Raw genomic sequence first — 26,392 nt, forward strand, 5'->3', positions numbered from 1 at the left:
GTAGAATCGCGGGCATGCAAACCCCAATCGACTTCGAGCAACGCGGCCCAACCGGCATCCTCACGCTGAACCGTCCCGAGCGGCTGAACGCCATCGACCACGAGATGCTGAGGGCGCTTCGCGCCTTCTTCGACGAGCGAAAGCGGGACTTCGCAACCCGCATCATCGTCATCACAGGCGCCGGCAGGGGATTCTGCGCCGGGCTCGACCTGAAGGCGGGAAATTCGGCCTGGCAACCGGGCGTCGGACAGGTAGCCGATTCGCTCACGTTCCAGGAGGACATCGCAGAGCTGATGGTGAAGATGCGTGAGTGCCCGCAACCGCTCATCGCCGCGGTCAACGGCCCTGCGACCGGGGGCGGTCTTTCGATCGCCATCGCCTCGGACATGCGTATCGGGACAGAGCACGCGCGGTTTGCTTGTTCGTACCTCAATCTCGGTCTTGGTGGCGCCGATGTCGGCTCGTCGTACTTTCTGCCCAAGCTCGTGGGGGCCTCCCACGCGGCGGACATGCTCTATTCCGGCCGGATCGTCGATGCACCCGAGGCCAGAGAGATGGGCTTGCTCTCACGAATCGTCGGGCAGGAGGAGCTCCTCCCGGCCGCGCTGAGCGTCGCAGACGGCATCCTGCGCAAGGCGAGCCCGCTCGGCCTCCGGCTCACGAAGCAGGTGCTGAACGAGACCGTGAACGGCATACCGCTCGAAACCGCCCTGAAGCTCGAAAACCGGAACCAGATCCTCGCCTCCCAGACCGCAGACGCCGCCGAGGCCCGGCAGGCCTGGTTCGAAAAGCGAGAGCCGCAGTGGCGCGACGCCTGAGGCCTGGCCGCGAGGGAGCCGCTTGCACCGTCCAATAAGGGTGACCCTGGCGCCCGAACGGGCCGGCCCGTGACATCGTGGTCACCTGTACGAAGGGGTAGTTGCGAAGAAATAGTCGCCTTCGCGGATTGTTCGCTTCATGCGAACTATGTAGTCTCGTCGCACCTCCTCCCGAATTGGAGGTGAGGAGACCTCATGCAGCCTGCCGGCCCCGAAACACCCCTCAGCGACACCCTTGATAGCCGGCAGAAGTGGCTCCTCCTCGGTAGCTTGATGACGTGCCTGTTCGTGGGCGCGCTCGATCAAACCGTAGTTTCCACGGCGACGCCGAAGATCCTCGCCGACCTCGGCGGGTTCGCGATGATCTCGTGGCTTTTCACCAGCTACATGCTGAGTTCCACGGTGGTCATCCCACTCGTCGGCAAGCTCGGTGACATCTACGGCCGCAAATTCTTCCTGATTGGCGGCGTTGGCATCTTCATGGTGTCCTCGGCGGCCTGCGGCGCATCCACCTCGATGCCCATGCTGATCTGGATGCGCGTTATCCAGGGCTTCGGCGGGGGCATGATCTTCGCTTCGGTGTTCGCGACGATGGGGGACCTCTTCGCTCCCGCCGAGCGAGGGAAGTACGTCGGCCTTTTCACGGGCATGTTCAGCCTTGCCAGCCTGCTGGGGCCGACTGTCGGCGGCACCCTGACGGACCACTTGAGCTGGCGCTGGGTCTTCTTTGTCAACGTGCCGGTGAGCCTGATCGCGATGCCGGCCATCTGGTTCAACCTGCCGTCGAAGGCGCGCCACCTCCAGCCCAAGCTCGACTTCGTTGGGGCGGCACTGCTTTCGGCGGCCTCCGTCATGGTGCTGCTGGCACTCGTCTGGGCCGGGGATAAGTACGCCTGGGGTTCGACTGAGATCCTTGGGCTCTTCGGCGGCGCAGCACTGTTGCTTGCCGGGTTCATCATCCAGGAGTTGCGGCACCCCGAGCCCATACTGCCGCTTCACCTGTTCAAGAACGGCGTCTTCCTGATGTCGAACCTGATTGTGTTCACGTTCGGGATGGGAGTCTTCGGCGCGTTCCAGTACCTCGGCATTTTCATCCAGACGGCACTGGAGGCTTCGGCGACGACGTCAGGCGTCATCTCCACGCCCCAGAGCCTCGGTGTCCTCGCGACCAGTATCTTCGGTGGCCAGGTGATCGCCCGCGTTGGGCGGTACAAATGGCAGACAGTCTTCGGCACCCTGCTCATCGCGGTTTCGTTGGCGATGCTGACGACGATCGCGCTGGACACGAAGCTCTGGCACATCAGCGTGACGATGTTCATCCTCGGACTTGGGTTCGGGCTGGTCCTGCCGACGATGTCGCTCGTGGTCCAGAACGCGGTCAGCTACCAGTACATCGGCGTAGCGAGTTCTTCGAGCCAATTCTTCCGCCAGATAGGCAGCGTCCTCGGCATCGCCATTTTCGGTTCGATCCTGGCGAACACCTACCACGATGAGTTCGCCGAACGCTTCTCGGCGGAAGACCGTGCCGCCGTCGCAGCGGTGAACCCGGCCTTTGTGGAGGCGCTGGACGACCCCACTATCCGGCTGAACGAACGCCAATACGCCGCCATCGAACAACAAGTCGGCTCGTTGCCTGACGGCGCCGCGATCCTGGAGCGCGCTGAACTGGCCCTCGGTGAGAGCGTCGTGGTCGCCGTGCGGCGCATCTTCTACGGCGCCGTGTTGGCCGCCATCGCCTGTGCGCTGTGCGCCATCTTCATGAAGGAACTGCCGCTCCGGAAGACGGTCTCCGGCGGACCACCGGGGCCACAGCCCGGGAGTGCGCCTGCAGTCGCTGCGCCGGAGCCGAATCCGGGCGCAGTGGGCCACTAGAACCAGCCGAACAAAACGAAAGCGCCCCGGCCGTGCGGCCGGGGCGCTCTCAATGTGAATCACCAGGATGCGCAGATTAGAAGCGCTTCTCCTTGATGCGGGCGGCCTTACCGGTGAGGCCGCGGAGGTAATACAGGTTCTTGCGGCGAACCTTGCCGCGTCGCATCACCTCGACTTTGTCGACGCGCGGGCTGTTCATCGGGAACGTGCGCTCGACACCAACTCCGCTCGCGATCTTGCGGACCGTGAAATTGGAGACGAGGCCCTTCATCCGCTTGCGGATGACGACCCCTTCGAAGACCTGGATGCGCTCTTTGTCGCCTTCGACGACCTTTGCGTGGACGCGGACGGTGTCGCCGCTGCCAAAATCCGGAATATCAGAGCGCTGGCCGGTGAGGGCGAGCGCATCGAGTTCGTAAGCCATGAGAAGCCAACCTTTGAGGGCGTAACTTGCTAACGATAGCGGATCGCCGTTTATGTTCCACTGCGGCGAAGGCCGCACGTTCGCTTCAGCGCCCGGTACTCCCGTGTCCGCCGGCACCACGGATCGTCTCCGAGAGCACCAGCGCCTGCTCGAAGGCGATCTCCGCCAGCCTCGTGACTACGAGCTGGGCGATCCGGTCGCCGTGCTGGACCGTGTGGGAAATGTCGGGCGCGACCGAGTACAACGTGATCATGATTTCGCCGCGGTAGTCCGAATCGAGCGTGCCGAAAGTCGAAAGAATGCCCTGCCGCGCCAGTCCGCTGCGCGGACGGAACTGGGCATCCAGCCCCGGCGGCACTTCCATCGCGAGGCCGGTGGGGATGACGACCGGGCGTTGCCCGATGACGACGGGGCCGCCTTCGAGGCAGGCGTGAATGTCGTAGCCCGAGGCCTGTTCCGTCGCCCGGAAAGGGAGACGTGCGCCTGGCCGAAGAAGTTGGACGCGAATGGTCTCAAGCATGGACGACAGGATGCGCCGCCGGAGGAGGGTGGGCAATCCCGGCTGCCAGTTGACTGGTTATGCAAGCGTAGCCACTATGTGGCTACTTTCTTTTCGGAGCTTGGCCGGGTGAGGACTATCGGCGTCCGTCAACTCAAGAACGAGGCAACCCAGATTGTCCGGACGGTGAAGGAACAGCATGCGCTGTACGTCATCACCGTGAACGGCCAACCGGTGGCCACCCTGCGGCCATACTCAGACCGTGACATCGCCGGGATGGAGCGCGGGCAAGCCGTTTCCGAACTCCAGGCCATCGAACGCCTGGCGAGCGCCGTCGGCGAGGCATGGCTGGATGCCGGGTCCGCCGGCGACGGAGAGGAACCCGCGCCGGCCCGCGCGCGGAGGGAGGGCTGACCGTGGCCACTATCGACTCGAGTGTCCTTATTTCTCTCTTCAACAGCCGCGACCGGTCGCACGCCCAGACGGTCGCCTGGTTCCGGGAGGCAGTCGCCGACGGCGAACCACTTCGGGCCCCGGTCACCGCACTCGCCGAAGTTTCGGCCGCCATCGCCGCCGGCACCGGGGCGAAGCAACTCGCCCGGGATGTTGAGACCCACGTCCGGCACTCACCGCTGTTTGAACTCCTCCCCATCGCACTGCCCCTGGCCGACCGGGCGGCAACACTCGCGGCCGAACACCAGCTGCGGGGGAGTGACGCGATCTACTTTGCGGTCGCGGAGACGCTCGGCGACACCCTCGTAACCCTGAACCCCCGCCAGCTGCAGCGGGGAAGCGCCGTCGTCGAAACACAGCGCCCGAGGGTATAGGCCTACCTGAACAGGTCACGCTCGCTATCGCGGATGATCGATTGCATCGTCGCGGTCTCGTCGCGCTCCCAGGGCAGGCCACGGACCACCGCCGCGGGGACGCGTGAGAGGTTGCCCTTCACAAGTTCGGCTGCGCCCGCCACTTCGTCCGCGGTGCAGAGCGCCTGGACGCGGAACTCATGCCCATGCGGGTCCACCTGGCCGATGTAGCTGGTGACCGGCTGCATGCCGGCGATGCCGATGGCGATGTCCGTTTGTGCTTCCCGCCAGGGCCGCCCAAACGTGTCTGAAATGATGACCGCGACATCGAGGCCGCGCATTTTCAACTCGGCTCGGACCTTCGCGCAGGATGCGTCCGGGTCGACCGGCAGCAGCACGGCGAGCCCGTGCCCGCCTGAACTCGACTGATCGATCCCGGCATTGGCGCAGATAAAGCCGTGGCGCGTCTCCGTGATCATGATCGGGCCGACCTGGCGCACCACACGCCGCGACTCCTGGAGCACCAACTCGACGACGGCGGCGTCTTTCTCGGTGCGTTCGGCATACTGCTGAGCGAAGGGTGAGACGGCCACGTCTTCCAGCCGGACGACACGGCCTTCAGCCTTCGAAACGATCTTCGAGGTAATTACGAGGATGTCACCGGAGGCGAGCGGTGTGCCCGAGGCCGTAGCGGCATCGAAGATCGATGCCGCGAGGTCCGTCCCGGCCGTGATTTCCGGGAGCCCGTGGATCCCGAAGATAGAAAGTCCTGCCATGGCGAGCTCCTTGTTCCGTCCCGGCGAGTGGCGAGCTCCTTTAGAGCCCAACGATGCGGATTGAAGACTGGGTCTTGTGCTTTCGGTTCAGGTTAATGAGGAGTGACGTCAGCATCTCGACGTAACGGCTCTGAGAGGGCCCGCCGGCATCGATCCCGCGGACGCCCTCGATCTGGTTGGCCAACCCGATGACCAACTGCTTCGCTTCGGCATCGCGGCCGCAGACCAGGACATCGGCGTCGATCTGGTGATCGAGATGTTGCAGCTCCTCGGCGCTCATGTTCTGGAAAGCCGAGACGACGCGGCTAGCGGGCAGCTGCGCGATGGCTTCCTGGAGCGCGCTGCTGCCGGCGACGTTGAGCGCGACCGCGCCGACCCCCTGCTGGAACTCCAGGGGAGCGACCACGTTGCAGACGAGTTTGCCTGCGAGGGCGCCCGAAAGCGCGTCCAGCGTCGCCTGCTGTCCGCTGTAGGGAAAGGTGAGAAAGACGACATCGGCATCGCCAACAACTGAAGCGTTATCGCCGCCCGAGGCGACGGCGCCAGGCACGGTTTCGCGGATCCGCTCGGCGCCCTCTTCACCGCGCTCAGCCGAACGCGAACCGATAGCGACTTCGTGGCCGGCCTTCGCAAAGCGCATGGCGAGCCCGAGGCCCTCCGGGCCAGTACCGCCGACAAACGCAAGCTTCATGTGGACTCCATTGGGGCAGATATCGGGTAAAGCCTACCCGGCTTCCGGCTGCCGGGCGATGGCCCGGGACGCGCCTCGGATCTGGGGGAATTTCCGGGGGAGAACGCGGGCGACACCCTGCGGCGATCGGCCCGCGCGGGCGTTATTACTGGGGAGAGCGTTGCCGACGTTCGGAGGGGACGGCAGGCCGTATAGGCCCGCTTACCCGTCGGTCAAGGTAAGGCTGGATCGGTCTGCTATACTCGAAACATAGGACGCGGACTTCCCCAACCCGCGATCCCGGAGTGCGCTGCATTGTATTCCCGCTGGATTCGCAACAGTTTCATCTATCTCCTCATCCTCGTGGCGGTCATCGCCATCGTTTTCGCCTTCTTCAACAGCGGTCCGGATCACGCCAAGATTGCCTTCGGCCAGGTCATCCAGGACGCCCAGGCGAACCAGATTCAGCAGATCGAAGTCGACGGACGGAACCTGACCGTCACCTACGCAACCAAGGGTGACGACGACAAGCCGATCGTCAAGAGCTCGAAGATGGGCTCGAATACCGATATCGAGACGCTGCTCACGGAAAACGGTGTGGCCCTCAGCCGCGACCAGGCCCCGACACAGCCCGCGTTGGACCTCGAGTACAAGGACTCCTCGGGCTTTGGCCCATGGCTGGGCCTGCTCCTGAACGTCCTCCCCTTCTTGCTCTTCGGCCTCTTCCTCCTGCTCATCATGAGGCAGGCACAGGGCTCGAACTCCCAGGCAATGAGCTTCGGCAAGAGCCGCGCACGCCTGTTCACCGGCAGTAAGGTCACGGTCACGTTCTCGGACGTCGCCGGTGTGGATGAAGCGAAGGAAGAACTGGCCGAAGTGGTCGAGTTCCTGAAGTACCCGGAGAAGTTCGCGGCGCTTGGCGCCCGCATCCCGAAGGGCGTGCTCCTCGTGGGCCCTCCCGGCACCGGCAAGACGCTCCTCTCGCGCGCGGTCGCGGGCGAAGCGGGTGTCCCCTTCTTCAGCATTTCCGGTTCGGAATTCGTCGAGATGTTCGTCGGCGTCGGCGCCAGCCGTGTTCGCGACCTGTTCGACCAGGCAAAGAAGAACGCGCCGTGCATTGTGTTCGTCGACGAAATTGACGCAGTCGGACGCCAGCGCGGCGCTGGTCTGGGCGGCAGCCACGACGAGCGCGAACAGACCCTCAACCAGATTCTGGTCGAAATGGACGGGTTCGATACGGGGACGAATGTCATCGTCATCGCCGCCACGAACCGGCCCGACATCCTCGACCCGGCGCTCCTTCGTCCGGGACGCTTCGACCGCAAGGTCATCCTCGATGCGCCCGATGTGAAGGGACGCGAAGCCATCCTCGCCGTCCATGCCAAAGGCAAGCCGATCGCCGATGACGTCCTCGTTCCGACGTTGGCGAAGTCGACCCCTGGCTTCAGCGGCGCCGACCTGGCCAACCTCGTGAACGAAGCGGCCATCCTCGCGGCGCGGCGCAACAAGAAGATCATCACCATGAAGGAGTTCGAGGAGGCGGTCGACCGCGTCATCGCCGGCCCGGAACGGAAGAGCCGCGTGATGTCACCCAAGGAGAAGCGCCTCACCGCTTACCACGAAGGCGGCCACACGGTCTGCGCCTTCTTCCTCGATCATCACGACCCGCCCCACAAGGTGACCATCGTGTCTCGCGGAATGGCCGGCGGTTACACCCGCTTCCTCCCGGATGAAGAGACGCACTACCGCACGCCGAGCATGTTCAAAGACCAGCTTGTCAGCGCGCTCGGCGGACATGCGGCGGAGGAGCTTATCTTCGGTGAAGCATCCACAGGCCCTTCGAACGATATCGAACAGGTGACAAGGATCGCCCGTGCGATGGTGACTCGCTGGGGCATGAGCGACCGCCTCGGGCCGCGGACTTTCGGCAAGACCGAGGAGATGGTCTTCCTGGGACGCGAAATCGCCGAGACCCGCAACTACAGCGAGAAGATCGCCGAAGAGATCGACGATGAAGTTCGCCGGCTCATCGAGGAAGCCCAGGAACGTGCCCGGCAGATGCTGCGCGATAAGCGGGACATCCTCGAAAAGCTGGTCAACGTCCTGATGGAAGTAGAGACGCTTGAGGGCGAAACCCTGACGCGGCTGCTCTCGAGCGACCCGAAGGAGCCCTGGCCACCAACCGACCTGGAATCGAAGAACCAGGCTCCGCCGCCCCCGGCCGCTGAAGAGCAGCCGCGGCGCCCAGCCTTCGAGCCGAAGCCGGCAGCCGGTCTCGCCTGGGAAGGTGGGAGCCAGAGCCGGACTGACGCCAGCTAACACCGCCCACACCCGCGTAGCCGCGGGAGCAACCCCAGCCGAAGCCCGGGAACGGCTCCGTTATTGACGGAACCGGACTCGGGTTTCAGACTGGAAAGACCGTCCACGGAATTCCCGGGAGATCAGTATGGAAGCGATCGTACGCGCCGATGGGCGCCAACTGCGCCTTGCAGAGGGGCAAGAATTTGAGATCAGCCGCGTTGCGGGTGAACCTGGGGACACGGTGGACCTCGATGTGATGATGGTGCTCGATGGCGCCAGCGTGACCGTCGGCACTCCACTCGTATCCGGGGCTTTGGTGAAAGCGCGCATTACCCAGCACGGCCGCGCTCCGAAGCTCGTCTTCATGAAGTACAAGAACAAGGTGCGTTACCGCCGCAAGTTCGGGCACCGCCAGCAAGTGACTCGGCTCGTCGTCGAGTCCATCTCGAAGGGTTAGGCCAGATGGCTCACAAGAAGGGCGTTTCGAGTTCCAAGAACGGCCGCGACAGCCAGAGCCAACGGCTCGGTGTGAAGCACTTCGATGGCGAAGTGGTGAAGCCCGGTTCGATCATCCTTCGCCAGCGGGGGACGCGGTTCCACCCGGGCCTGAACGTCGGCCTCGGCCGCGACTACACCATCTACTCGCTGATCGATGGGCAAGTGAAGTTCGAGCCCTATGCCAAGGGCAGGCGCAAGAAGATCAGTGTCTACGCGGCCGCAGGCCAGGAGTAAGGACGATGAAGGCGGGACTCCACCCCAACTATCAGGAAGCCACCATCCATTGCTCGTGCGGCAATGAGATTAAGACCCGGTCGACCAAGACGGCGATGCACCTGGACGTCTGCAACATGTGCCACCCGTTCTTCACGGGCGAGCAGCGCATCATCGACACGGCGGGCCGCGTCGAACGCTTCAACCGCCGTTTCAACCGCAGCGGAAACTAGCCAGAACAGAGGCAACACCAAGAGGGGCGCCCACAGGGCGCCCTTTCTGTCTTCACTCAGCCCAGCCGTCCGGCGCTAGAGCCGCTGGCCGGTCCCTGGGTCGAAGAGGTAGGCGGAACTCAGGGAAGGTTTTAACACCACAGTCTCGCCCACGCGTACGAGGCACGCCGGGTCGAGCCGCGCGGTCACATCGCCCGAACCGGTCTCAGCCGTCACGAAGAGGTCGCTACCGTGCGGTTCTACGAGCCGCACTTCGCCCGCGAGACCGCCGCCACCGGTTGCGGGTTGCCGGTCAAACTGCTCGGGGCGAATTCCCAGCAGGACCGGACCGGGCTTCAGGTCCGTAGGGACACTGTCAGCCGGGAGCGGCATGGTGAAGCTCTTGCTGACGAACGCTACTGACTCACCCAGGTACACGATTTCGCCCGGGATGAGGTTCATCGCCGGGCTGCCGATGAATGTCGCGACGAACGCATTCGCCGGCCGGTCGTAAAGCTCCTGGGGCGGGGCAACCTGCTGAAGCAGGCCGTCCTTCAGGACTGCGATACGTGTGCCCATCGTCATCGCTTCCACCTGATCGTGAGTCACGTAGATCACCGTGGCTTCGAGCCGCCGATGGAGCGCGCTGATCTCCGCCCGCATCTTGAGCCGCAACTGGGCGTCGAGGTTGCTGAGCGGTTCATCCATCAGGAAGGCGCTCGGACGGCGCACGATGGCGCGCCCCAGTGCGACTCGTTGACGTTGGCCACCTGAGAGTTCGCGCGGCTTGCGTTCCAACAGTCCGCCGATGGCGAGCATCTCGGCCGCCTGTACTACCCGTGCCTTGATCTCCTCGCGCGATGTCTTCCGCTGCTTCAAGCCGAACGCCAGGTTGTCGTAGACGGTCATGTGCGGGTAGAGGGCGTAGCTCTGGAAGACCATCGCGATGTCTCGCTGGGAAGGCTCAACGAAAGTCACATCGCGGCCACCGATGGATATGACGCCGGAGGTCGGCGTTTCGAGACCCGCCACCATGCGCAGGGCAGTGGTCTTGCCGCACCCGGACGGCCCAACAAGCACGAGGAACTCCCCCTCAGCCACATTGAGACTGAGATTATCGACGGCGCGGACGTTGCCAAAGTGCTTGCTCACCGAATCAATTTCAACCGTCATTCCGTTACTCCACGCAGGAAAGAAGGGGCGGGCGGAGGGGGGAGCCCGCCCCTTGGACCGAAAGCCGAAGGTCAGGCCTTCAGCTTCGGCTTCACATCGTTCTCATAGGCCTTTTCGAGCTCCTTCTTCACGTCGGGCCAGACGTTCTTGGCGTCTTCGTTGTTGAGGATCATGCGCTCAAGGCCCTTGCCAAGGATGGCGTCGCCGCCGGGGATGTAGACGCGCGCGGAGTCCTGCGGCTGAGTTTTTGCGAGCTGGTCGATGGCTGTCTTGAACTGAGGCTTCGACTTGAGGAACTCGGCCATCGGCCCGGTGACCGCCGACTTCCGCACCGGCATGTAACCCACGTTCTGGGAGTAGTAGGCGGTGTTTTCGGGCTCGGTGATGAACTTGATGAAGGTCATCGCCGCGACCTTGTTGGCGTCCGGGACAGCCTCAGGGATGCCGAGCCCGGCGCCGCCCGTCGGACAGCCGAACTTCGTCTTCTCCGGGTAGAAGGCGGTCCCCACTTCGAATTTCGCGTCCCGGAGGACGCCGGCGAGGCCGCCCGTGGACGACAGCATCGAGGCCGTGGTACCGGCGACGAAGTCAGCTGTCTCGCTGTTCGCAGTCACGTTCGCGTACTTCTTCGAAAAGACCTGGCTCCGGACGTAGTTGCCGGCGTCGATCGCCTGTTGAGAATCGAGGAGCATCTTGAACTGCTCATCGCTGTAGCGGCCACCAAACTGCCAGATGATGCCTTGAAAGGTCCATGCGGCGTAGCTGTCACCCTTCACGTGGGTGAAGGCGTACTCGTTTGCACCGGCTTTGGCCTGGAGCTTCGCTCCCCACTCATCCATCTCGTCCCACGTTTTCGGGCCGCGATCCGGGAGGCCGGCCGCCGACCACTTCTGCTTGTTGTAGTAGAAGAGGGGCGTGGAACGGGCGAACGGCATGGCCCACTGTTTTCCGTCGTACTGATAGTCCTTGAAGAGCGTGTCCTGATAGTCCGCCGTCTCGACTTTAAGCTCCTTCAAGAGGTCATCCATCGGCGTGATCGTCTTGGCGAGGAAGTACTTGAACCACCAGACATCGGAGAGCATGACGACGTCGGGGATCTGTTTCGCTGCCAGGCCGGCATTGAACTTCTGGGACACTTCGGCGTAGTTGGCGCCGGCGGTTTCGAGTTTGACCTTAATGTCCGGGTTCTTGGCCTCGAAGCGCTTGATCAGCTCTTCTTCCACAGCCTTGGAATTGGCCGGATGGACGCTCCAGAAGGTGATCTGGGCGGCCGGCTTCACGCCGCCGAACTTCGTGGTCGTCGCCGGGCTGGCCGAATTGCCGGCCGTCGAAGCTGGCCCGGTGGTCGCCGGGTCCCCGCCGGTGGTGTCGTCATCGTCATCGCCGCCGCAGCCGACGAGGCCCAAAGCCGCAGCTCCGCCGGCCATGCCGAGGAGGTGCCTTCTCGTGAGTTTGGACATGAAAGTACTCCGTTCCCCTGTTTCGAATTGCCTGTGCACCGCCACCAGGGCGGGAATCACCCCTTCACGGACCCGGCCGTCAGGCCTTCCACGATGTGCCTCTGGGCCCACACAAAGAGCGCCAGGACCGGCACAATGACGAGCACCGCTCCCGCCATCACCACGCCCCACTGCGTTTGGCCCTCCGAGTTCTGCAACTGCTGCAGACCGAGGGGCAGCGTGCGCACCGTGTCATCTGTAGCGATGAGCAGCGGCCAGACGTAGTCGTTCCACTTCTCCACCACCGTGATGAGAACAAATGCGACCAGCGTCGGCCGCGACATCGGAAGGACGACGCTCCAGAGCATCCGCAAATTGCCCGCACCATCCATCCGCGCGGCCTCGATGACCTCGCGCGGGAGGGTGAGGAAGTGCTGGCGCATAAGGAACGTGCCGAAGGCAACGCCCCCGCCCGGGATGATGATCCCCTGGTAGCTGTTTACCCAGCCGAGTTCCGAGACCAGGACGTAGTTGGGGATGAGCGTGACCTGTTCCGGCACCATCAGCGCGGCGAGGATGCCCAGGAAGATCAGGTTCTTCTTCGGGAAGTCGAGGAACACCAGCGCGTAGGCAGTCAGCACCCCGTTGGTTACCTTCAAAAGACTCCCGAGCGACGTCGTGACGATGCTGTTCACGAAGTAACGCTCGAACGGCACGGCGGTCCACGCCTGTCTGAAGTTCTCCCAGGCGTACGTCTCCGGAAGCCAGGAAATTGGGAGCGTATAGATCTCCTGGCGAGTCTTCACCGATGCCGTCAGCATCCAGAAGAGCGGGGCGCAGATCAGGAGGACGACGCCGGCCACCAGCGCGTACTGCACCGCTAATCCCAGCCACGACTGCCAGGGCATCCGGCGAGAGCGGGCGGCGCCGGCGGGAAGCGGCTGCCGGTTGATCACTGTCATCACTCGACCCTCATGAGTAGTGCACCCGTCGTTCGAGGAACCGCACCTGCAGCACCGTTACAACGAGCAGGAAGACGAACAGCACCGTGGCCACGGTCGACGCTGCCCCTACGCGATAGTTCACGAATCCCTGCTCGTAAACCTGGTAGACCATCGTCTTGGTGGAGTCGAGCGGGCCGCCCTGAGTCATCACCCGGATGATGTCGAACGCCTGCATCGAACCCAGGATGCTTGTGACCAGCAAGAAGAACGTGACTGGAGAGAGATGCGGCAGGGTGATCCGGCGGAACCGTGTGAACGACCCGGCGCCATCGACCCGGGCGGCCTCGTACAGTTCGCGCGGGATTGTCTGGAGCCCGGCGAGGTACACGACGACCGCGTAGCCAAGGTTCCGCCACGTGTAGACGATGATGACCATCGGCATGGCGTAGTTCGGGTCGTTGTACCAGTTCGGCGATGCGATTCCGAGCCGATCGAGGATTGCTGCGACCAGCCCGAAACGCGGATCGAAGACGAAGAGCCAGACGATGCCGATGGCCGCCCCGCTGACCACGTAGGGCGCAAAGAGCACCGTGCGCGCAGCGTCCCTGCCCCGGAGCCTCCGGTTCAGCAGGAGAGCAAGCATCAACCCGAACACCAGCGTCGAGCAAACGGTCGCGAAAGTGAATACAAACGTGTTGCGAATGATGTAGCGGTCAGTTTCGTCCGAGAAATAGTCGGTGTAGTTGTCCATCCCAACCCACGTCTTGGTGGGCGAAATCAAGTCCCAGTTGTAGAACGAAAGACGGAATGTTTCGAGGAGTGGCTTGTAGGTGAAAAGCACGAGCAGGACCAGGTTCGGTGAAACGAACGCCAGGAATAGCACCCACTCTTTCCAGGGCAGTTTTCGCACTCGGCGTCCTGGGATGACGTGTTGCACCTGCGGAAGACTGACTCCTGAGCATTAACGGTATTGCAACAGTCTGCGATCGGAGTGTTAGCAGATCTTCACCTGCCAGGTGAAGCGTCCTCACCATGAACTGGCCGCGAAGGCGCAAACTGACGACAATGGCAGTTCAACAAGAAGGCCCCTCCATGCGGGAGGCGGCCCACGTTAGGCGGATTCATGGCGGCAGCAAACCCACCGGCCCCACCGGCGAACGTCTACTTCGGTGGCCAGGCCGTCATCGAAGGTGTCATGATCCGCGGGCCCGAGCACATGGCCGTGGCAGTCCGCCACCCGAAGGGCCACATCGTCACGCACTCCGAGAAGCTCGGCGGAATCTACACCGGGCGCTCGCGCCGCATCCCGCTGATGCGGGGCGTCGTGGTCCTCTGGGAAACGATGGCCCTCGGTATGCGCGCGCTGAACTACTCCTCGCGCATCGCCTTCGAAGAAGACACGGACGAGAACGGCGAGCCGGCCGAGTTCCCGGAGAAGGTGTTCTTCGGGACGATGGCATTGGCACTCGTGTTCGTGGTCGGGATCTTCTTCGCCGGGCCGATCCTGCTCGCGAACCTGCTCGAGATGGTCGACGCCCACCGCATCGTGATCGTCGCGGTCGAAGGCGTCGTGCGGCTCGTCTTGTTCGTGGGCTACATCTGGCTGATTGGCCTCGTGCCGGATATCCGCCGCGTCTTCCAGTACCACGGCGCCGAACACATGACCATCCACGCCTACGAGGCGCGGAAACCGCTCATCGTCTCCGAGATTCGCCCGTTCCCGAAGGAGCACACGCGCTGCGGCACGAGCTTCCTCCTCGTCGTCGTCTTCGTGGCCCTCATCACCTTCTTCATCTTCGACCTGCTCGTCGACAAGGGGCTCATCGTCCGGACGGCCTCACGAATCGTCTTTATGCCGATCGTCGCAGGCATCAGCTATGAGATCCTTCGCATCGGCGCGCGCTTTGGCGGGAACTGGTTCGTACATGCGATGTTTGTCCCGAACATCGCGCTCCAGGCACTGACCACGAAGGTCCCCGACGACGGCCAGATCGAAGTGGCGATCGCCTCGTTCAAGGCGACGCTGGAAGCCGCGGGGCTTGGACCGATGCCTGAAGAGGACGGCGAACACCGGGAGATTGCCGGAGCGCTGGCGGCGTCCCCGCCGCTGGACTGAAGTGCCACTCGTGGTGAGAACCATGGCTTCGGCGCCTTCACCTGGCATCGTTGAACTCGGCGTTGTGCATTGTCCAATCGTAGAGGGGAGCGGTGTGGTGGGCGGCAATCTTCACGTTATGGCTCTCCACATTATAGAACGTTTGTTCTATACTCCCAGATCCCATGGATGTGGCCTGCCTCATCGTGCCGAACTTCCTCGTGGCACTGGCCCGCCGCGAACATCCCGAGCTGGCGAAACGCCCGGTGGTGGTTGGCGGCGCCCCGGAAGAGCACGCGGCAGTGACCGCCTGTTCGCCCGAAGCCGCGGCTGCCGGCGTCACCGTGGGGACGACGCTCCGCCGGGCGCTGGCGCTCTGTTCGGACGCCGTCTTCCTCCCGCTGCAGGAGGGGTTTGCGCGCGCCGAAGCCCAGGTCCTCGCCGAACTCGTTCGCGACCGCAGCCCGCTGGTCGAATCCGTGGGCCCGGGGCACCTGCACTTCGAAGTCCGCGGCCTCCCCCGCCTGGCGGGCCTCAGTGACGAGGAGTACCTGGAGCAGTTCCAGGAGAGCATTGCCGCGCGCACCCGCCTGCCGGTGCACCTGGGCGCAGCAAGGAGCGTGTTCGCAGCCCATGTGGCAGCGCTCAAGCCCTCACCTCCAGGCCCCCTTCCCCAGGCTCGGGAACGAGGGAGCAACCTGCGCGCCGCGAAATCAATCGTCAATCCACAATCCACAATCCGAAATTGGACGCTTGTACCGGGCGGGAGCGAGCGGGAGTTTCTCGCAACGGCACCCGTGGATGTGTTGCCTGTGGACCCGGTTATGCACCTGCGGCTGCGGCTATTTGGGCTGGAGTGGCTGGGCCAGGTGGCAGAGATACCCATTTCGGCGATGCAGGCGCAGTTCGGGGCAGATGGCACGCGGGCAAGGGGCCTCGCGCGGGGAGAAGACCACTCGCGCATTGTCCCGGAGCGGGAAGAAATACGCGTGACCGAGGAGATCGAACTGCCGGCTCCCGCCGCCACCAGCGAACCACTGGTGGCGGGCACCGAGGCACTCCTCCAGCGGGCTCTCGGGCATGCGGATGTACGCGGACAGACGGTCCGGCGGGTCGATTGGTGGCTCGCACTGGAGAGCGGCGAGCAGGTCACCCGGCGGGTGGTCTTTCGCGAACCCACAAGCGATGTGCGCCGGATGGTCTTCGTCCTCCGCGGGAAGATCGAACGACTCGCACTCGATTCCGCAGCCGTCGGCCTGGGCGTTGCGCTCTCCGGCCTCTGCAGCGAATACGCCCACCAGGGAAACCTCTGGCAGCTCGGCCCGCGTCGCCAGCGCGAACTCGACGACGCAATCGAACAACTGAACACGCGAGCCGGCGAACCACAGGTCTACCGCGTCGTGGAGGTCCAACCATGGTCGAGAATCCCGGAACGGCAGGTGGCACTGGTGGCCTACGGCTCCTGAACCAGCCGAAACCGGCCGCGGTGGAAGCAAATGCACATGGCGAGCCGGACGCTGTCGTTGTCCAGGGCCGCTTCCAGCGCGTCCGCGCTATCCAGGATAGCTGGCGGATCGACGACGAGTGGTGGCGCGAAGAGATCGCCCGCCGCTACTTCGCTGTCGAACTCGAAAACGGCCGCAAACTCACCGTCTACCACGACCTCGTCGGCGGCGGCTGGTTCGCCCAGGCGTACGACGGGCCGCAGCCGGCGAAAGGCACTCCGAACAAGCGCCGCGACTGATCGTAAGCTTCGGTGGCTTCGTACCTGTATCACCACCACGGGAGAACCCCCTTTGAATCGCACCATCCCGGTCACCGAGGCCCAGGCGAAACGTCTGCGCCGGTACAACGCTCTGATGGGCCTCCTCCACGCCGGGCAGGGTATCGTCATCCTCCTGCTCGCAAACGGCTTCGTCCTCCCCGTGACAAGCACATTCATGGAGGGGCCGCCTGGCACCGAGAGCGCACTCCGCCACCTGTTCGATGTCCGCATCGCCCTGGGCGTGGCGGCGTTCGTGTTCATCTCCGCGGCCGCGCACTGGCTGGTCGCCGGGCCGTTCTACGGCTGGTACGTGGCGAACCTCCGCGAGCAGCGGAACTATGCCCGCTGGGTGGAGTACTCGGTGAGCGCCTCGGTGATGATCGTCCTCATCGCGATGCTCACCGGGATCAGCGAGATCGCGGCGCTCATCGGACTGTTCGCAGCGAACGCCGCCATGATCCTCTTTGGGCTCGCGATGGAACACTACGAGCAGCCTGGCCGCCCGAACTGGCTGATGTTCTGGTTCGGATGCCTCTTTGGCGCGGTCCCCTGGCTGGCGGTCGGCATCTACGTCTGGAGCCCGGGGCTCGCTGCCGAGCCTCCAGCTTTCGTCTACGGGATATTCGTCTCGCTTTTCATCTTCTTCAACTGTTTCGCCCTCAACATGTGGTTGCAGTACCGGCGCATCGGGCCGTGGCGGAACTACCTGTTCGGAGAATCTGTCTACATCTTCCTCAGCCTCACGGCGAAGTCCGCCCTCGCCTGGCAGGTGTTCGCCTCGACACTCGTTTAGCAGTGCATTCCACGGCTATGCTTTGGCTGCATGGACTACCAACAGCTGCTTGCCGACCGTACTCGCCTGATGGAGGCGAGCGTCATCCGAGAAATCCTGAAGGTCGCTTCGTCCCCCGGGATGATTTCACTGGCCGGGGGCCTTCCGGCCGCCGAGAGCTTCCCGCTGGAGATCATGGAAGAGCTCATGGGTGCCGTCCTCGGCAAGTACGGGAGCAAAGCCCTCCAGTACGACGCCAGCGAGGGCTGGGGCCCGCTCCGCGAAGCGCTCGTCCCTCACCTGGCCGCCCGCGGCGTGACCACCACCGCTGACGGTGTCCTGATCATGAGCGGCTCGCAGAGCCTGCTCGACGGGATCGGGAAGATCCTCATTTCACCCGGTGATTATGTCGCAGTGGAAGCACCGACTTATCTCGGCGCTCTCCAGGCATTCAACCCGTACGAACCGCACTACCTCGAAATCGAGACAGACGACGGCGGGCTCATTCCCGAATCGCTTGAGCGTGTCCTTTCGGGCCAGCGCGTGAAGCTGGTGTACCTCGTCCCGACATTCCAGAACCCCACGGGCCGCACGCTTTCGCTGGCGCGGCGGAAACAGGTGGCCGACATCCTGAAACGTCACGACACCCTCCTGCTGGAGGACGACCCTTACAGCGACCTCCGTTACTCGGGCGAACGCGTCCCCCCGATCAAGTCGCTCGCGCCGGAGCACGTGGTCTATTCAACCACGCTCTCAAAGACGTTCGCGCCCGGGCTACGGATCGGGGTTTGCATCGCCCCTGAGTTCATCCAACGCTGGCTCGTGACGGCCCGGCAGGGCGTCGACCTCCATACGAACACGCTCGCGCAGGCGCTGGCAGCCGAATACCTGACCGGCGGATATCTCGATCGGCAGCTTCCCAGGATCATCGAGCTTTACGCGCCCCGCCAACTGGCGATGCTCGATGCACTCGAACGCCATATGCCTGAAGACTTCACCTGGTCCCACCCGGAAGGCGGCATGTTCGTCTGGGTCGAAGGACCGAAGGGGTTCGATGCCGTAGAACTCCAGCGACGCGTGCTCGAACACGGCGTCGCCTTTGTGCCGGGGCGGTACTTCTACGTGAACGAAGAGGAGGGTGCGGCGACCCTGCGGATGAACTTCACTGCCGCGGATGCCGCAACGATCGAGCACGCGGTAGGAGTCATTGCCGACGTGATGGCGGAGATGCTCTAGGAACCGGGCGGTCGATCACGCGTTCGGCTCGCCTAACCGAAATCGTGCGAATCCATCTTCTCAATATGCCCTGGTAATGGGCAGGCATGGAACTCCTCTGCGATGATGTTCGGGAAGCCGCTCTGCTCGTTATCGATGCGGCCGCGAACGATGACGAAGGGCGTGCCACGGACGAGTTCGCGCCGGCGCTCCTGAAGCGGCGTGTACACGACGAGATTCGCGAGCCCGAACTCGTCTTCCAGCAGCATGAACATCACGCCACTCGCCGTGGATGGCCGTTGCCGCGTCACCACCATGCCGGCCATTTCGACCATCATCCCCTGGGGCATGCGGTTCGGGTTGTGGACCCCGCCAAGGTGGCGGCTGGTTATCATCCCTTCGTGGAGGAGCGGCCGGACGAGTTGCATCGGGTGGTTACCGGGGCTGAGGCCGAGTTTCTCCACATCCCATGCGAGTGAAAGCCAGGGCGTGAGTGGCGGCAGTTCGACCATGTCCTGCTCGGTGGGGAGGGCGAGGGCGAGCTGCTCTTTCAGCCCCTTCCGGCTTCTCACATGCGAGGGGGCGGCGCGCACTTCAGTGAGAAGCCCCAGCTGCCAGAGGAGTTCGCGCCGTGGCAGGCCGAACTCTTCCATGGCGCCTGCGCGGATGAGCGTTTCGGCCTGCTCGCGCGAGATATGCGCGCGTACCAGCAGGTCGCGCAGCGAGACGTACGGGCCATTTGCCTCGCGCTCGGCGACGATCTGGTCCGGGGTAGTAGCGTAAGCCGGGTCGCGGTGATGCTGGCGGATGTCCTGCCAACCGCCGCCGAGGCCTTTCACCTGCTGCAGTCCCAGGCGGATATCCCCGTTTTCCGGCCAGGCGCCGGCCCGGCTGGCGTTGATCGAAGGCGGCAGCGTCTGGATACCGTGCCGGCCCGCATCCTGAGTGAGCACTTCGACCGAGTAGAAGCCCATCGGCTGGGCATTGAAGAGCGAGCAGTAGTAGGCGGCAGGATAGTGGTAGCGCAGCCAGGTGGACTCATATGCGAGGAGGGCAAAAGCCACCGCATGGCTCTTCGGGAAACCGAAGGCCGCGAACGCCGCCATCTTGTCGAAGGCTACTTTGGCGGCAGCGCGGCTCAATCCCTGGCGATCGGTGCCGGCATAGAACTCCTCGGCGAGCGCCTGCATCGCCTCGGATGAGCGCTTCCGGCTCATCGCCCGGCGGAGCTTATCGGCCTGTCCCGGAGTGAATCCTGCGACTGACGTCGCAATCTGGAGCACCTGGTCCTGGTAGAGCACATGCCCGAGCGTTTCGCCCAGGCACCAGGCGAGCTTTGGAGCCAGTTCCGGATGACCGTAGTCCACCTCGACGTGTTCACCGCGGGCGAGGGCCTCGCGGTAGTGCATGTAGGGCCGGAAGGCACCCGCCATGATTGGCCCCGGACGGATGATCGCCACCTGCACGGCGAGGTCATCAAGGTTTCGCGGCTGTGTCCGCGGCAGCGTCTGCACCTGTGCCCGGCTCTCGATCTGAAAGACACCCATCGTGTCGCCCTCCCGGATTGAGTCGTAGATCTCCGGGCTGTCATGGGGGATACGCCCAAGGTCGACTCGTATGCCATGCACCTCTTCGATGATGTCGAGACACTCATCGACCGCTGAAAGCATGCCGAGTGCGAGGAAGTCAATCTTCACGAAGCGTGCATCATCGGCCGAATCCTTATCCCACTGGCAGACAAAGCGACCATCCATGCGCGCCGGCTCGATGGGCACAACCGAAGACAGGGTCTCTGCCGAGATGATCACGCCGCCGACGTGCTGGCCGATGTGACGGGGGAAGCCCGCTGCCTGCCCGGCCAGCTCCACCATGTCGCGCCAGATTGGTGCGTCGATGAGCTGGCGGAGTTCTGGCACACGTTTCATCTCCTCTGCGATATCGGTTGCGTTGGCGAAGTGGCCGCCGAATTTGTTGAGTTTCGCCAGGACCGGCAACGGCAGGCCGAGGGCCTTCCCAATATCCAGTACCGCGCTGCGAAAGCGGTATGTCGGGAAGGCGGCGACAATCGCCGCGTGCTCGTCTCCGTAGCGGTCGTAGATCCGCTGGAGCACCTGGTCGCGGATGTCACGCGGGAAGTCCAGGTCGATATCCGGGAGCGAGTGGAGCTCCTCGTTGAGGAAGCGCTCGAGGTAGAGGTTGTTGCGTACCGGGTCGATGTGGGAAAGCCCGATGAGGTAGCAGACGATTGAACTGACTGAAGAGCCTCGGCCCCGGCCGACCGGGCGTTCGTCTGGCTGGAGGCGCGGATCGCGCCCGCGGACTTCGACGGCGATCTCATTTACGAGCAGGAGAATGTCCCAGTAGACCAGGAAGAAGCCGGCGAGCCCGTGCTTCGCTATCAGTGTCAGTTCGCGTTCGAGACGTTCGCGCGCCTCCTTCTGGAAGGGGTCGGTCGCCGGGTACTTGCGCCGGAAGGCTGGTCCGCAAATGCCGCGCAAATGACTGTCGAGCGTGGCTCCTTCAGGAACGGGGTAGTCCGGCAGGCGATAGGGAAGGTCACGCGTGAGATCGAACCGGCAGCGCTCCGCGATGGCGAGCGTGTTCTCAATCGCCTGCGGGTAACGCTCGAAACGGCGTGCCATCCCTGCGGCCGGCTTCAGGAAGAACTCCGAGTTGGGCCTTCGCACCTGGTGCGAACTATCGAGCGTCTGCCGATGGCGGACGGCGACCAGCACATCGTTCAGGCGGTGACGGGTGCGCACGTGGTAGTGGACGTTGTTCGTTGCCACCGTCTCGATTCCCAATTGCTCGGCCAGGCTCGCGAGGGCGGCAACCCGCTCCGTATCGCCGAAAACATCGTGGTGCTGAAGTTCGATGTAGTAGCGGTCGCCGAAGATGGCACGATAAGCCGTGGCCAACTCCATCGCGGCACTATGCGATGACGACGCAACGGAGGGGTCGCTGAGGCGGACGAGTTCGGAATCTCGGCAGCCAGAAAGGACGATGAGGCCTTCGTTCAGCTCGAACAGCCACTCACGCTCGACGAGCGGGGTGTCTTTCCCGTGCACCTGGTAGGCGCGGCTGAGCAAACGGCAGAGGTTACGGTAGCCGGTGACATCCATCGCGAGGATGGTCAGGTGAGAGGTTGGGCCCTCACCCTCCGGACCGCTCTCCCGACTTCCTGCGGTCGCGGGAGAGGGGGAGTATCCAATCGTGATTTCCGCTCCCGTGATCGGCTTCAGCCCACGCTCGTTCGCAGCCTTTGCGAACTCCATCGCGCCATAGAGGTTGTCGTGGTCGGTGAGGGCGAGGGCGGGATAGCCCAACTGCAACGCGCGGTCGATCAGCTCATCGGTGGCGCTGGCGCCTTCGCGCAGGGACCAGCAGGAGTGTGCATGGAGTTCGACGTAGGTGGAGGAAGGCCGGGTGGCGTCCATTCGGGCAAGTGTAGAACATTTGTTCGCTTCCGTGTCTGGGGCCCGGGCCAGCCCCGCTCTTTCGACTGTCCACCTGATCATCACGGAGCAGTAATCGGTCGGCGTCCTGAACGTTCGTAATGCGGGCCTTGCCACCCGCGATCGGGGATTTCCCTGTTGCACGCAGCAGAGGGAAAGGACTACAGTGCAAGTCCACTTCACAGTTGGAATGACATTATGTTTGCTCGTCTGGGAATCCTCTTTGCAATGGCGGTCGCGATCGGGACACTTGGGCTCGGCTTTGGCCAGCGCGAGGCCTCGGCCGCGGACAAGGTCGTCACGCTCAACCCGACCTCGGGGATCGTGGGGACGGTGGTGACCGCCGAACTCTTCAATGCCCCACCCGACGACTTCATCACGGTCATCTTCAAGATCCCCGGCGACCCGATCCTGACTACCGGCACAACTGACGCGAACGGCTACGCGAAGTTCACGTTCACCATCCCGTACGTCCCCGGCGGCGGCACCTGGCCGTGTTCTTCACCGATTTCAAGTGCTCCTGCCAGATTGCGACGTACTTCACCGTCATCAACAGCCGTCCGACACCGATCCCCACGGCCACACCAACTGTCCCACTGCCCACGAGCACCCCTGTAACTCCGCTCGCGACCGCAACCGCAACCCCAACCAGGACACAGACGCCGGCCGTGCCGGTGCTTGGCACGGGACAGATCGGCGGCGGCGGTCCCGGCCCCAACCTCGGCATCCTCGCGCTCGGCGCGATGGCCGTCGTGACGGTGCTCGCCTGGTTCGCCGCGACACGCCGCGGACCGGCAAGGGCGTTTGCCCTGGCGCCGATCGATTCTGACCCAACTCCGGACTATTCGACGGACCTCGACCTCGCGACGCTCCACAGCTTGCGACGCGCGCGCCCGGCAGCTCCCGCTGCGCGCGGAAGCGGTGGGTTTGGCTGGGCGCTCGGCGCGGGGCTTGGCGCGATTGCTGGCATCGTCCTGCTACGGAAGAAGTAGGCCGGACTGACCGGGGCCGCTCTTCGACTTGAGCGGCTGAGCGGCAGTGCTCAACGGCTGAGCCGCTGCCGTGACGCCGGCACTGCCTCGCCCTTCAACTTCGCGCTGTATTCCTCGTGAGGGGGGACTTCTTCGCCCACGACATACAGGAAGTAGTACACGCCGAAGTTGCCGACATGCTTGAAGCGTTTCTTGATGTCGGAGAGCTGCGACTCGAACGGGCGCATCGCTTCAAGGTACTTCGCGAAGCTCCCGAACTCTTTTTCGGCGGCGAGCATCGCCGCGGCATTGTGGACCGTAGCTTCGACTTTCCGCCCATTCCGGATGATGCGCGAGTCCGCCAGTAGCCGGTCGGTATCGACGGGTGAATAGGCGGCCACCTTCACCGGATCGAACCCATCGAAGGCCGCCTGGAACCCGGGCCACTTGTTCTCGATGACCTTCCAGTTCATGCCGGCTTCGAAGACCGCCTTCGAGAGCACCTCAAGGTAATCTGCCAGCTTGGTTGGTTTGATCTGGACTGGTGCTTCCATTTGGCGTTCCTCCCCCAAAGGTTGGAGAAGAATGTAGCCCATCCTGCGGCGGCCTGGGCGCCCCTTGCTGCGCTATCCTGTCCTTCGTCGCCGGCATCGCGTTTGGGGAGCTATCGCGGTGACATCTCAAGAGAACTGAGGTGAGATAGCTCATGACCGCTGCACTGGGCGAGCGAGTGGGGACCGGCCGAAACGCCGAGGTGTTCCGCTACGCCGAATCCGACGTAATCAAGCTGCTCCGTGACGTTGGCCCGGCAGCCGGCCTCGAACGCGAAGCGGCATCACAGCGGGCCGCCACCGAAGCCGGTGTCCGGGCGCCCATCGTGCGAGGGATCGAAGTCCTCGACGGCCGGCCGGGGCTGGTCATGTCGGAACTTCAAGGCTCCGACTGCCTGACCGCCGTCGAGAGCCGGCCGTGGCGCGTCTGGGCCATCGGCCGCGGGGTCGGGAGGCTCCATCGCGAGCTGGCGGCGGTGAAGGCGCCGGCCGAATTGCCGCGGCTGGTCGACATCCTCCGGCACGCCTTCGAATCGCCGAAGGTTCCCGAGGCGGCAAGGTCGCGGCTCCTCGCCATTCTCGAAACGCTCCCGGAGGGCGACGCCCTCTGTCACTTCGATTTCCACCCGGGGAATGTCATCGAAGCACCTGGCGGCGATGCCGTCATCGACTTCGCGAGCGCCTGCGCGGGCGATCCGATCGCAGACCACGCGAAGTCCCTGGTGATACTCGGGAGTGGCACGCTGCCGCCTGGCGCCAGCCGGAAAGAACTGGCACTCGTCGCAATCGGCCGAAAGCTGATGCTCGCCGCCTATCGCTCAGGCTATCGCGCAGGCGGAACCGTGGACGAGCGCCTCGTCCGGAGGTGGATGCCGCTGGTCGTCGGGCAGCGCCTCGCCGAAGGCATCGAGGAGGAGCGCGTCCCGCTGCTACGACTGCTCAGCCGGAGCCTGAAGGAGGCCGAGGAGGCGGACTAATCGCGCGGGCGGGCCCATGGAGAACCATCTTCGACTTCCGGCGCCGGGGCCGGTTCAGGCGCTTCAACCGGTTGGGCGGCGGCTGCCGGTTCCTGGCTTCCAGCGGCGCGCTTCTCCAGGAAGACGTGGGCAGGGGAGTGGTCCTCCACCCCTTCTTCCTGGTGCGGATCGGCGGCGACATGCGTGACGCGCTCCGACGCAGGCTTGAACTGTGAGAGGTCGGCTCCAATGAGCGACGAGAGCGCAGGCTGGTCCTCGATTCCCGCCGCGGGTGCCGCTGAGAAGGGGCTGCGTTCCCGCTGTTGAATGCGGTCCCAGACCTCGCGGTGCTGCCCGGTCACAAGGCGGCCGTCTGCCAGTTCCTCCACGCGGCTGGCCATCTCCATCACAAGCCGGTCGTGGGTGCAGGTAACGATCGTGATGCCCTCGGCGCGCGCCAGCTCTCTCAACAACGAAAAGACAGCGGTGGCGGTGGCGGAATCGAGTTCGCCGGTCGGTTCATCGGCGAGGATGAGCGACGGCTCCGAAGCCAACGCACGCGCGATGGCGACGCGTTGCTGTTCGCCGCCGGAAAGCTCGTATGGCCGGTGGTCCGCCCGCCGGCCCAGTCCGACGAAGTCGAGTGCCCGCTTCACTTTGGCCATTCGGTCGCTGTAGCCGACGCCGGCGATGCGGAGCGGCAGCTCCACGTTCTCGCGCGCTGAAAGCAACGGCAACAGCCCAAACGACTGGAATATGAATCCGAGCTTATGGCGCCGCAGCTTGTCGAGCTGGCCCTCGCTCATGGTGTCGACGCGCTCGCCGTCTATCCAGATTTCACCTGAGGTCGGGCGGTCGAGACCTGCCATGACATTGAGGAGTGTCGTCTTCCCCGAACCCGAACGGCCGATGAGGGCGAGGAACTCGCCGCTCTGCACGGAGAGGGAAATGTCGCGGACGGCGAAGACCTCTTCGCTCCCGACCTTGAACCGGCGCGTGACGCCTTTGACCTCGATCGCGCTGCCCGCCATCAGCCGCTCCTCCGCGTGCCGCGTGGGTTAGCCTCGGGACGGACTTCCACGCGGCCCTCGCCCATCAGGACGCGCGCGCGCTCGTGAATATCGAGCCGCTCAAGGTACTCTCGCGGGATCTGGAGACGCCCCGCGGCGTCTATCAGCACGAACTCCTCGTGGACGATCTCGGTCTTCGCACCTTCGAAGTACACACGCCGGTGGATCTCTGTGCTTGTCCGCCCGTCGCGAATGGCGACAACCCGGTCAACCCGGGCGGCGATGTCCGGGTCGTGCGTGACGATGACGACGGTCGTGCCCAGGTCCTTGTTGAGGCTGCGGAAGACGTCGTAGACCGTGTCCGCTCCGACCGAATCGAGTTCCCCGGTCGGCTCATCGGCGAGGAGCAGTGGCGGATTGTTCGCCAGTGCAACAGCGATAGAAACACGCTGCTGTTCCCCGCCTGAGAGTTGTTCGGGCTTGTGGTTCAGCCGGTGGCCCATCAGGACGAGTTCAAGCAAATGGGTTGCCCGCTCGCGCGCCCTGGCAGCGGGGACGCCGTCAAGCACGAGCGGGACCTCCACGTTCTGGACCGCATCGAGGTAGGGCACCAGGTTCCTGCCCGTTTGCTGCCAGACGAACCCGACTTTCTTTCGTCGGTAACGCACCATGTCGCCGGACGACATGGTAAGCAGGTCCTCGCCGCCGACGAAGCACCGCCCGGCGGACGGTGTGTCGAGCCCGGCGAGGATGTTCAGCAACGTGCTCTTGCCCGAACCCGAAGCGCCGACGATAGCCATGAACTCGCCCGCGTCAATCCTCAGGTCCAGCCCGCGGAGAGCTACGACTTCCAGGTTGGCGGTCTTGTAGATCTTGAAGAGGTCTTCGCAGCGAATGTAGAAGTCGTCACTCACGATGAACGCCCCGGGTTGGCAGCTGTTGGTTGCGAGAAATGAC

28 protein-coding genes are annotated in these 26,392 nt (G+C 64.0%); 16 read left to right on the plus strand and 12 right to left on the minus strand.

The annotated features are described in order from the left end of the window. Nucleotides 1–14: 14 nt before the first annotated feature. Complete coding sequence (locus tag IPG14_RS02260; protein WP_343390765.1) at nucleotides 15–818, plus strand: enoyl-CoA hydratase/isomerase family protein; 804 nt, start codon at nucleotides 15–17, stop codon at nucleotides 816–818. Between the two features lie 195 nt (nucleotides 819–1,013). Beyond that, nucleotides 1,014–2,690: an MDR family MFS transporter gene (locus IPG14_RS02265; protein WP_343390766.1), complete on the plus strand. Its 1,677-nt coding sequence runs from the start codon at nucleotides 1,014–1,016 to the stop codon at nucleotides 2,688–2,690. Nucleotides 2,691–2,766: 76 nt separating this feature from the next. Here the strand turns inward: IPG14_RS02265 and rplS are convergent, their stop codons facing one another. Further along, nucleotides 2,767–3,114: a 50S ribosomal protein L19 gene (gene rplS, locus IPG14_RS02270; RefSeq protein ID WP_343384895.1), complete on the minus strand. Its 348-nt coding sequence runs from the start codon at nucleotides 3,112–3,114 to the stop codon at nucleotides 2,767–2,769. An 85-nt stretch (nucleotides 3,115–3,199) separates the two neighbouring features. Next, the gene (dut, locus tag IPG14_RS02275; RefSeq protein ID WP_343384896.1) at nucleotides 3,200–3,634 is read right to left on the minus strand and encodes a dUTP diphosphatase; all 435 of its coding nucleotides are present in this window, start codon (nucleotides 3,632–3,634) and stop codon (nucleotides 3,200–3,202) included. Nucleotides 3,635–3,742: 108 nt separating this feature from the next. On the opposite strand from dut, the gene IPG14_RS02280 reads away from it, so the two are divergent. Together IPG14_RS02280 and IPG14_RS02285 are read left to right on the plus strand one after the other, a co-directional pair. Next, nucleotides 3,743–4,027: a type II toxin-antitoxin system Phd/YefM family antitoxin gene (locus tag IPG14_RS02280; protein WP_343384897.1), complete on the plus strand. Its 285-nt coding sequence runs from the start codon at nucleotides 3,743–3,745 to the stop codon at nucleotides 4,025–4,027. A gap of 2 nt (nucleotides 4,028–4,029) precedes the next feature. After that, on the plus strand, nucleotides 4,030–4,440 hold the full coding sequence (locus IPG14_RS02285; protein WP_343390767.1) for a PIN domain-containing protein: 411 nt from the start codon (nucleotides 4,030–4,032) through the stop codon (nucleotides 4,438–4,440). Nucleotides 4,441–4,442: 2 nt separating this feature from the next. Here IPG14_RS02285 and cofE read toward each other — a convergent pair whose 3' ends face one another. Continuing rightward, the gene (cofE, locus tag IPG14_RS02290; RefSeq protein ID WP_343387943.1) at nucleotides 4,443–5,195 is read right to left on the minus strand and encodes a coenzyme F420-0:L-glutamate ligase; all 753 of its coding nucleotides are present in this window, start codon (nucleotides 5,193–5,195) and stop codon (nucleotides 4,443–4,445) included. Nucleotides 5,196–5,235: 40 nt separating this feature from the next. After that, the gene (npdG, locus tag IPG14_RS02295) at nucleotides 5,236–5,886 is read right to left on the minus strand and encodes an NADPH-dependent F420 reductase (RefSeq protein ID WP_343384900.1); all 651 of its coding nucleotides are present in this window, start codon (nucleotides 5,884–5,886) and stop codon (nucleotides 5,236–5,238) included. 294 nt (nucleotides 5,887–6,180) lie between these two features. On the opposite strand from npdG, the gene ftsH reads away from it, so the two are divergent. The 4 genes from ftsH to rpmE all read left to right on the plus strand — a co-directional run bounded on the left by ftsH (nucleotide 6,181) and on the right by rpmE (nucleotide 9,110). After that, complete coding sequence (gene ftsH, locus IPG14_RS02300) at nucleotides 6,181–8,184, plus strand: ATP-dependent zinc metalloprotease FtsH (RefSeq protein ID WP_343384901.1); 2,004 nt, start codon at nucleotides 6,181–6,183, stop codon at nucleotides 8,182–8,184. A 127-nt stretch (nucleotides 8,185–8,311) separates the two neighbouring features. Then, nucleotides 8,312–8,623: a 50S ribosomal protein L21 gene (rplU, locus tag IPG14_RS02305; RefSeq protein ID WP_343384902.1), complete on the plus strand. Its 312-nt coding sequence runs from the start codon at nucleotides 8,312–8,314 to the stop codon at nucleotides 8,621–8,623. A 5-nt stretch (nucleotides 8,624–8,628) separates the two neighbouring features. Beyond that, nucleotides 8,629–8,898, plus strand: coding sequence for a 50S ribosomal protein L27 (gene rpmA, locus IPG14_RS02310; protein ID WP_343384903.1), 270 nt, complete (start codon nucleotides 8,629–8,631; stop codon nucleotides 8,896–8,898). Nucleotides 8,899–8,903: 5 nt separating this feature from the next. Further along, nucleotides 8,904–9,110, plus strand: a complete 207-nt coding sequence (rpmE, locus tag IPG14_RS02315; protein WP_343384904.1) for a 50S ribosomal protein L31 — start codon at nucleotides 8,904–8,906, stop codon at nucleotides 9,108–9,110. A gap of 75 nt (nucleotides 9,111–9,185) precedes the next feature. Here the strand turns inward: rpmE and IPG14_RS02320 are convergent, their stop codons facing one another. The 4 genes from IPG14_RS02320 to IPG14_RS02335 all read right to left on the minus strand — a co-directional run bounded on the left by IPG14_RS02320 (nucleotide 9,186) and on the right by IPG14_RS02335 (nucleotide 13,555). Continuing rightward, nucleotides 9,186–10,262 (minus strand): ABC transporter ATP-binding protein, encoded by a 1,077-nt coding sequence (locus IPG14_RS02320; protein ID WP_343384905.1) that lies wholly within the window; start codon nucleotides 10,260–10,262, stop codon nucleotides 9,186–9,188. 71 nt (nucleotides 10,263–10,333) lie between these two features. Next, nucleotides 10,334–11,722: an ABC transporter substrate-binding protein gene (locus IPG14_RS02325; protein ID WP_343384906.1), complete on the minus strand. Its 1,389-nt coding sequence runs from the start codon at nucleotides 11,720–11,722 to the stop codon at nucleotides 10,334–10,336. Between the two features lie 56 nt (nucleotides 11,723–11,778). Then, nucleotides 11,779–12,663, minus strand: coding sequence for a carbohydrate ABC transporter permease (locus IPG14_RS02330; protein ID WP_343390768.1), 885 nt, complete (start codon nucleotides 12,661–12,663; stop codon nucleotides 11,779–11,781). Nucleotides 12,664–12,673: 10 nt separating this feature from the next. Beyond that, nucleotides 12,674–13,555, minus strand: coding sequence for a sugar ABC transporter permease (locus tag IPG14_RS02335; protein ID WP_343390769.1), 882 nt, complete (start codon nucleotides 13,553–13,555; stop codon nucleotides 12,674–12,676). 213 nt (nucleotides 13,556–13,768) lie between these two features. Between IPG14_RS02335 and IPG14_RS02340 the strand changes: the two genes are divergently transcribed. The 5 genes from IPG14_RS02340 to IPG14_RS02360 all read left to right on the plus strand — a co-directional run bounded on the left by IPG14_RS02340 (nucleotide 13,769) and on the right by IPG14_RS02360 (nucleotide 18,513). Beyond that, nucleotides 13,769–14,761 carry a DUF1385 domain-containing protein gene (locus IPG14_RS02340; protein WP_343384909.1) on the plus strand — a complete coding sequence of 331 codons (993 nt, stop codon included), beginning with the start codon at nucleotides 13,769–13,771 and terminating at the stop codon, nucleotides 14,759–14,761. A 164-nt stretch (nucleotides 14,762–14,925) separates the two neighbouring features. Beyond that, on the plus strand, nucleotides 14,926–16,206 hold the full coding sequence (locus tag IPG14_RS02345) for a hypothetical protein (protein ID WP_343390770.1): 1,281 nt from the start codon (nucleotides 14,926–14,928) through the stop codon (nucleotides 16,204–16,206). A gap of 20 nt (nucleotides 16,207–16,226) precedes the next feature. After that, a complete protein-coding gene (locus IPG14_RS02350) occupies nucleotides 16,227–16,484 on the plus strand; it encodes a hypothetical protein (protein WP_343390771.1) in 258 nt (85 codons plus the stop codon). 52 nt (nucleotides 16,485–16,536) lie between these two features. Continuing rightward, nucleotides 16,537–17,298, plus strand: a complete 762-nt coding sequence (gene heR, locus IPG14_RS02355) for a heliorhodopsin HeR (protein ID WP_343390772.1) — start codon at nucleotides 16,537–16,539, stop codon at nucleotides 17,296–17,298. Nucleotides 17,299–17,328: 30 nt separating this feature from the next. Continuing rightward, nucleotides 17,329–18,513 carry a PLP-dependent aminotransferase family protein gene (locus tag IPG14_RS02360; protein ID WP_343384913.1) on the plus strand — a complete coding sequence of 395 codons (1,185 nt, stop codon included), beginning with the start codon at nucleotides 17,329–17,331 and terminating at the stop codon, nucleotides 18,511–18,513. A gap of 32 nt (nucleotides 18,514–18,545) precedes the next feature. Here IPG14_RS02360 and IPG14_RS02365 read toward each other — a convergent pair whose 3' ends face one another. Beyond that, nucleotides 18,546–21,929, minus strand: coding sequence for an error-prone DNA polymerase (locus IPG14_RS02365; RefSeq protein WP_343390773.1), 3,384 nt, complete (start codon nucleotides 21,927–21,929; stop codon nucleotides 18,546–18,548). Nucleotides 21,930–22,175: 246 nt separating this feature from the next. Between IPG14_RS02365 and IPG14_RS02370 the strand changes: the two genes are divergently transcribed. Both IPG14_RS02370 and IPG14_RS02375 read left to right on the plus strand, forming a co-directional pair. Further along, nucleotides 22,176–22,565: a hypothetical protein gene (locus IPG14_RS02370; protein WP_343390774.1), complete on the plus strand. Its 390-nt coding sequence runs from the start codon at nucleotides 22,176–22,178 to the stop codon at nucleotides 22,563–22,565. 50 nt (nucleotides 22,566–22,615) lie between these two features. Continuing rightward, nucleotides 22,616–22,939: a hypothetical protein gene (locus tag IPG14_RS02375; RefSeq protein WP_343390775.1), complete on the plus strand. Its 324-nt coding sequence runs from the start codon at nucleotides 22,616–22,618 to the stop codon at nucleotides 22,937–22,939. 50 nt (nucleotides 22,940–22,989) lie between these two features. Here IPG14_RS02375 and IPG14_RS02380 read toward each other — a convergent pair whose 3' ends face one another. Continuing rightward, entirely contained in the window at nucleotides 22,990–23,472 is a 483-nt protein-coding gene (locus tag IPG14_RS02380; protein ID WP_343384916.1) for a DNA-3-methyladenine glycosylase I, read from the minus strand. A 152-nt stretch (nucleotides 23,473–23,624) separates the two neighbouring features. Here IPG14_RS02380 and IPG14_RS02385 point away from each other — a divergent pair, with 152 nt between their 5' ends. After that, nucleotides 23,625–24,446 (plus strand): phosphotransferase, encoded by an 822-nt coding sequence (locus IPG14_RS02385; protein WP_343390776.1) that lies wholly within the window; start codon nucleotides 23,625–23,627, stop codon nucleotides 24,444–24,446. On the opposite strand, the gene IPG14_RS02390 is transcribed toward IPG14_RS02385, so the two are convergent. After that, nucleotides 24,443–25,456 carry an ABC transporter ATP-binding protein gene (locus IPG14_RS02390; RefSeq protein ID WP_343390777.1) on the minus strand — a complete coding sequence of 338 codons (1,014 nt, stop codon included), beginning with the start codon at nucleotides 25,454–25,456 and terminating at the stop codon, nucleotides 24,443–24,445. The two genes, IPG14_RS02385 and IPG14_RS02390, sit on opposite strands and share 4 nt — an antisense overlap. Continuing rightward, on the minus strand, nucleotides 25,456–26,349 hold the full coding sequence (locus IPG14_RS02395) for an ABC transporter ATP-binding protein (RefSeq protein ID WP_343390778.1): 894 nt from the start codon (nucleotides 26,347–26,349) through the stop codon (nucleotides 25,456–25,458). The genes IPG14_RS02390 and IPG14_RS02395 overlap by 1 nt, the downstream gene beginning before the upstream one ends. Nucleotides 26,350–26,392: the final 43 nt, after the last annotated feature.

Source organism: Candidatus Amarobacter glycogenicus (genome assembly GCF_016704105.1).
In the GTDB taxonomy this organism is placed as follows: Bacteria; Chloroflexota; Dehalococcoidia; order Tepidiformales; family Tepidiformaceae; genus Amarobacter; species Amarobacter glycogenicus.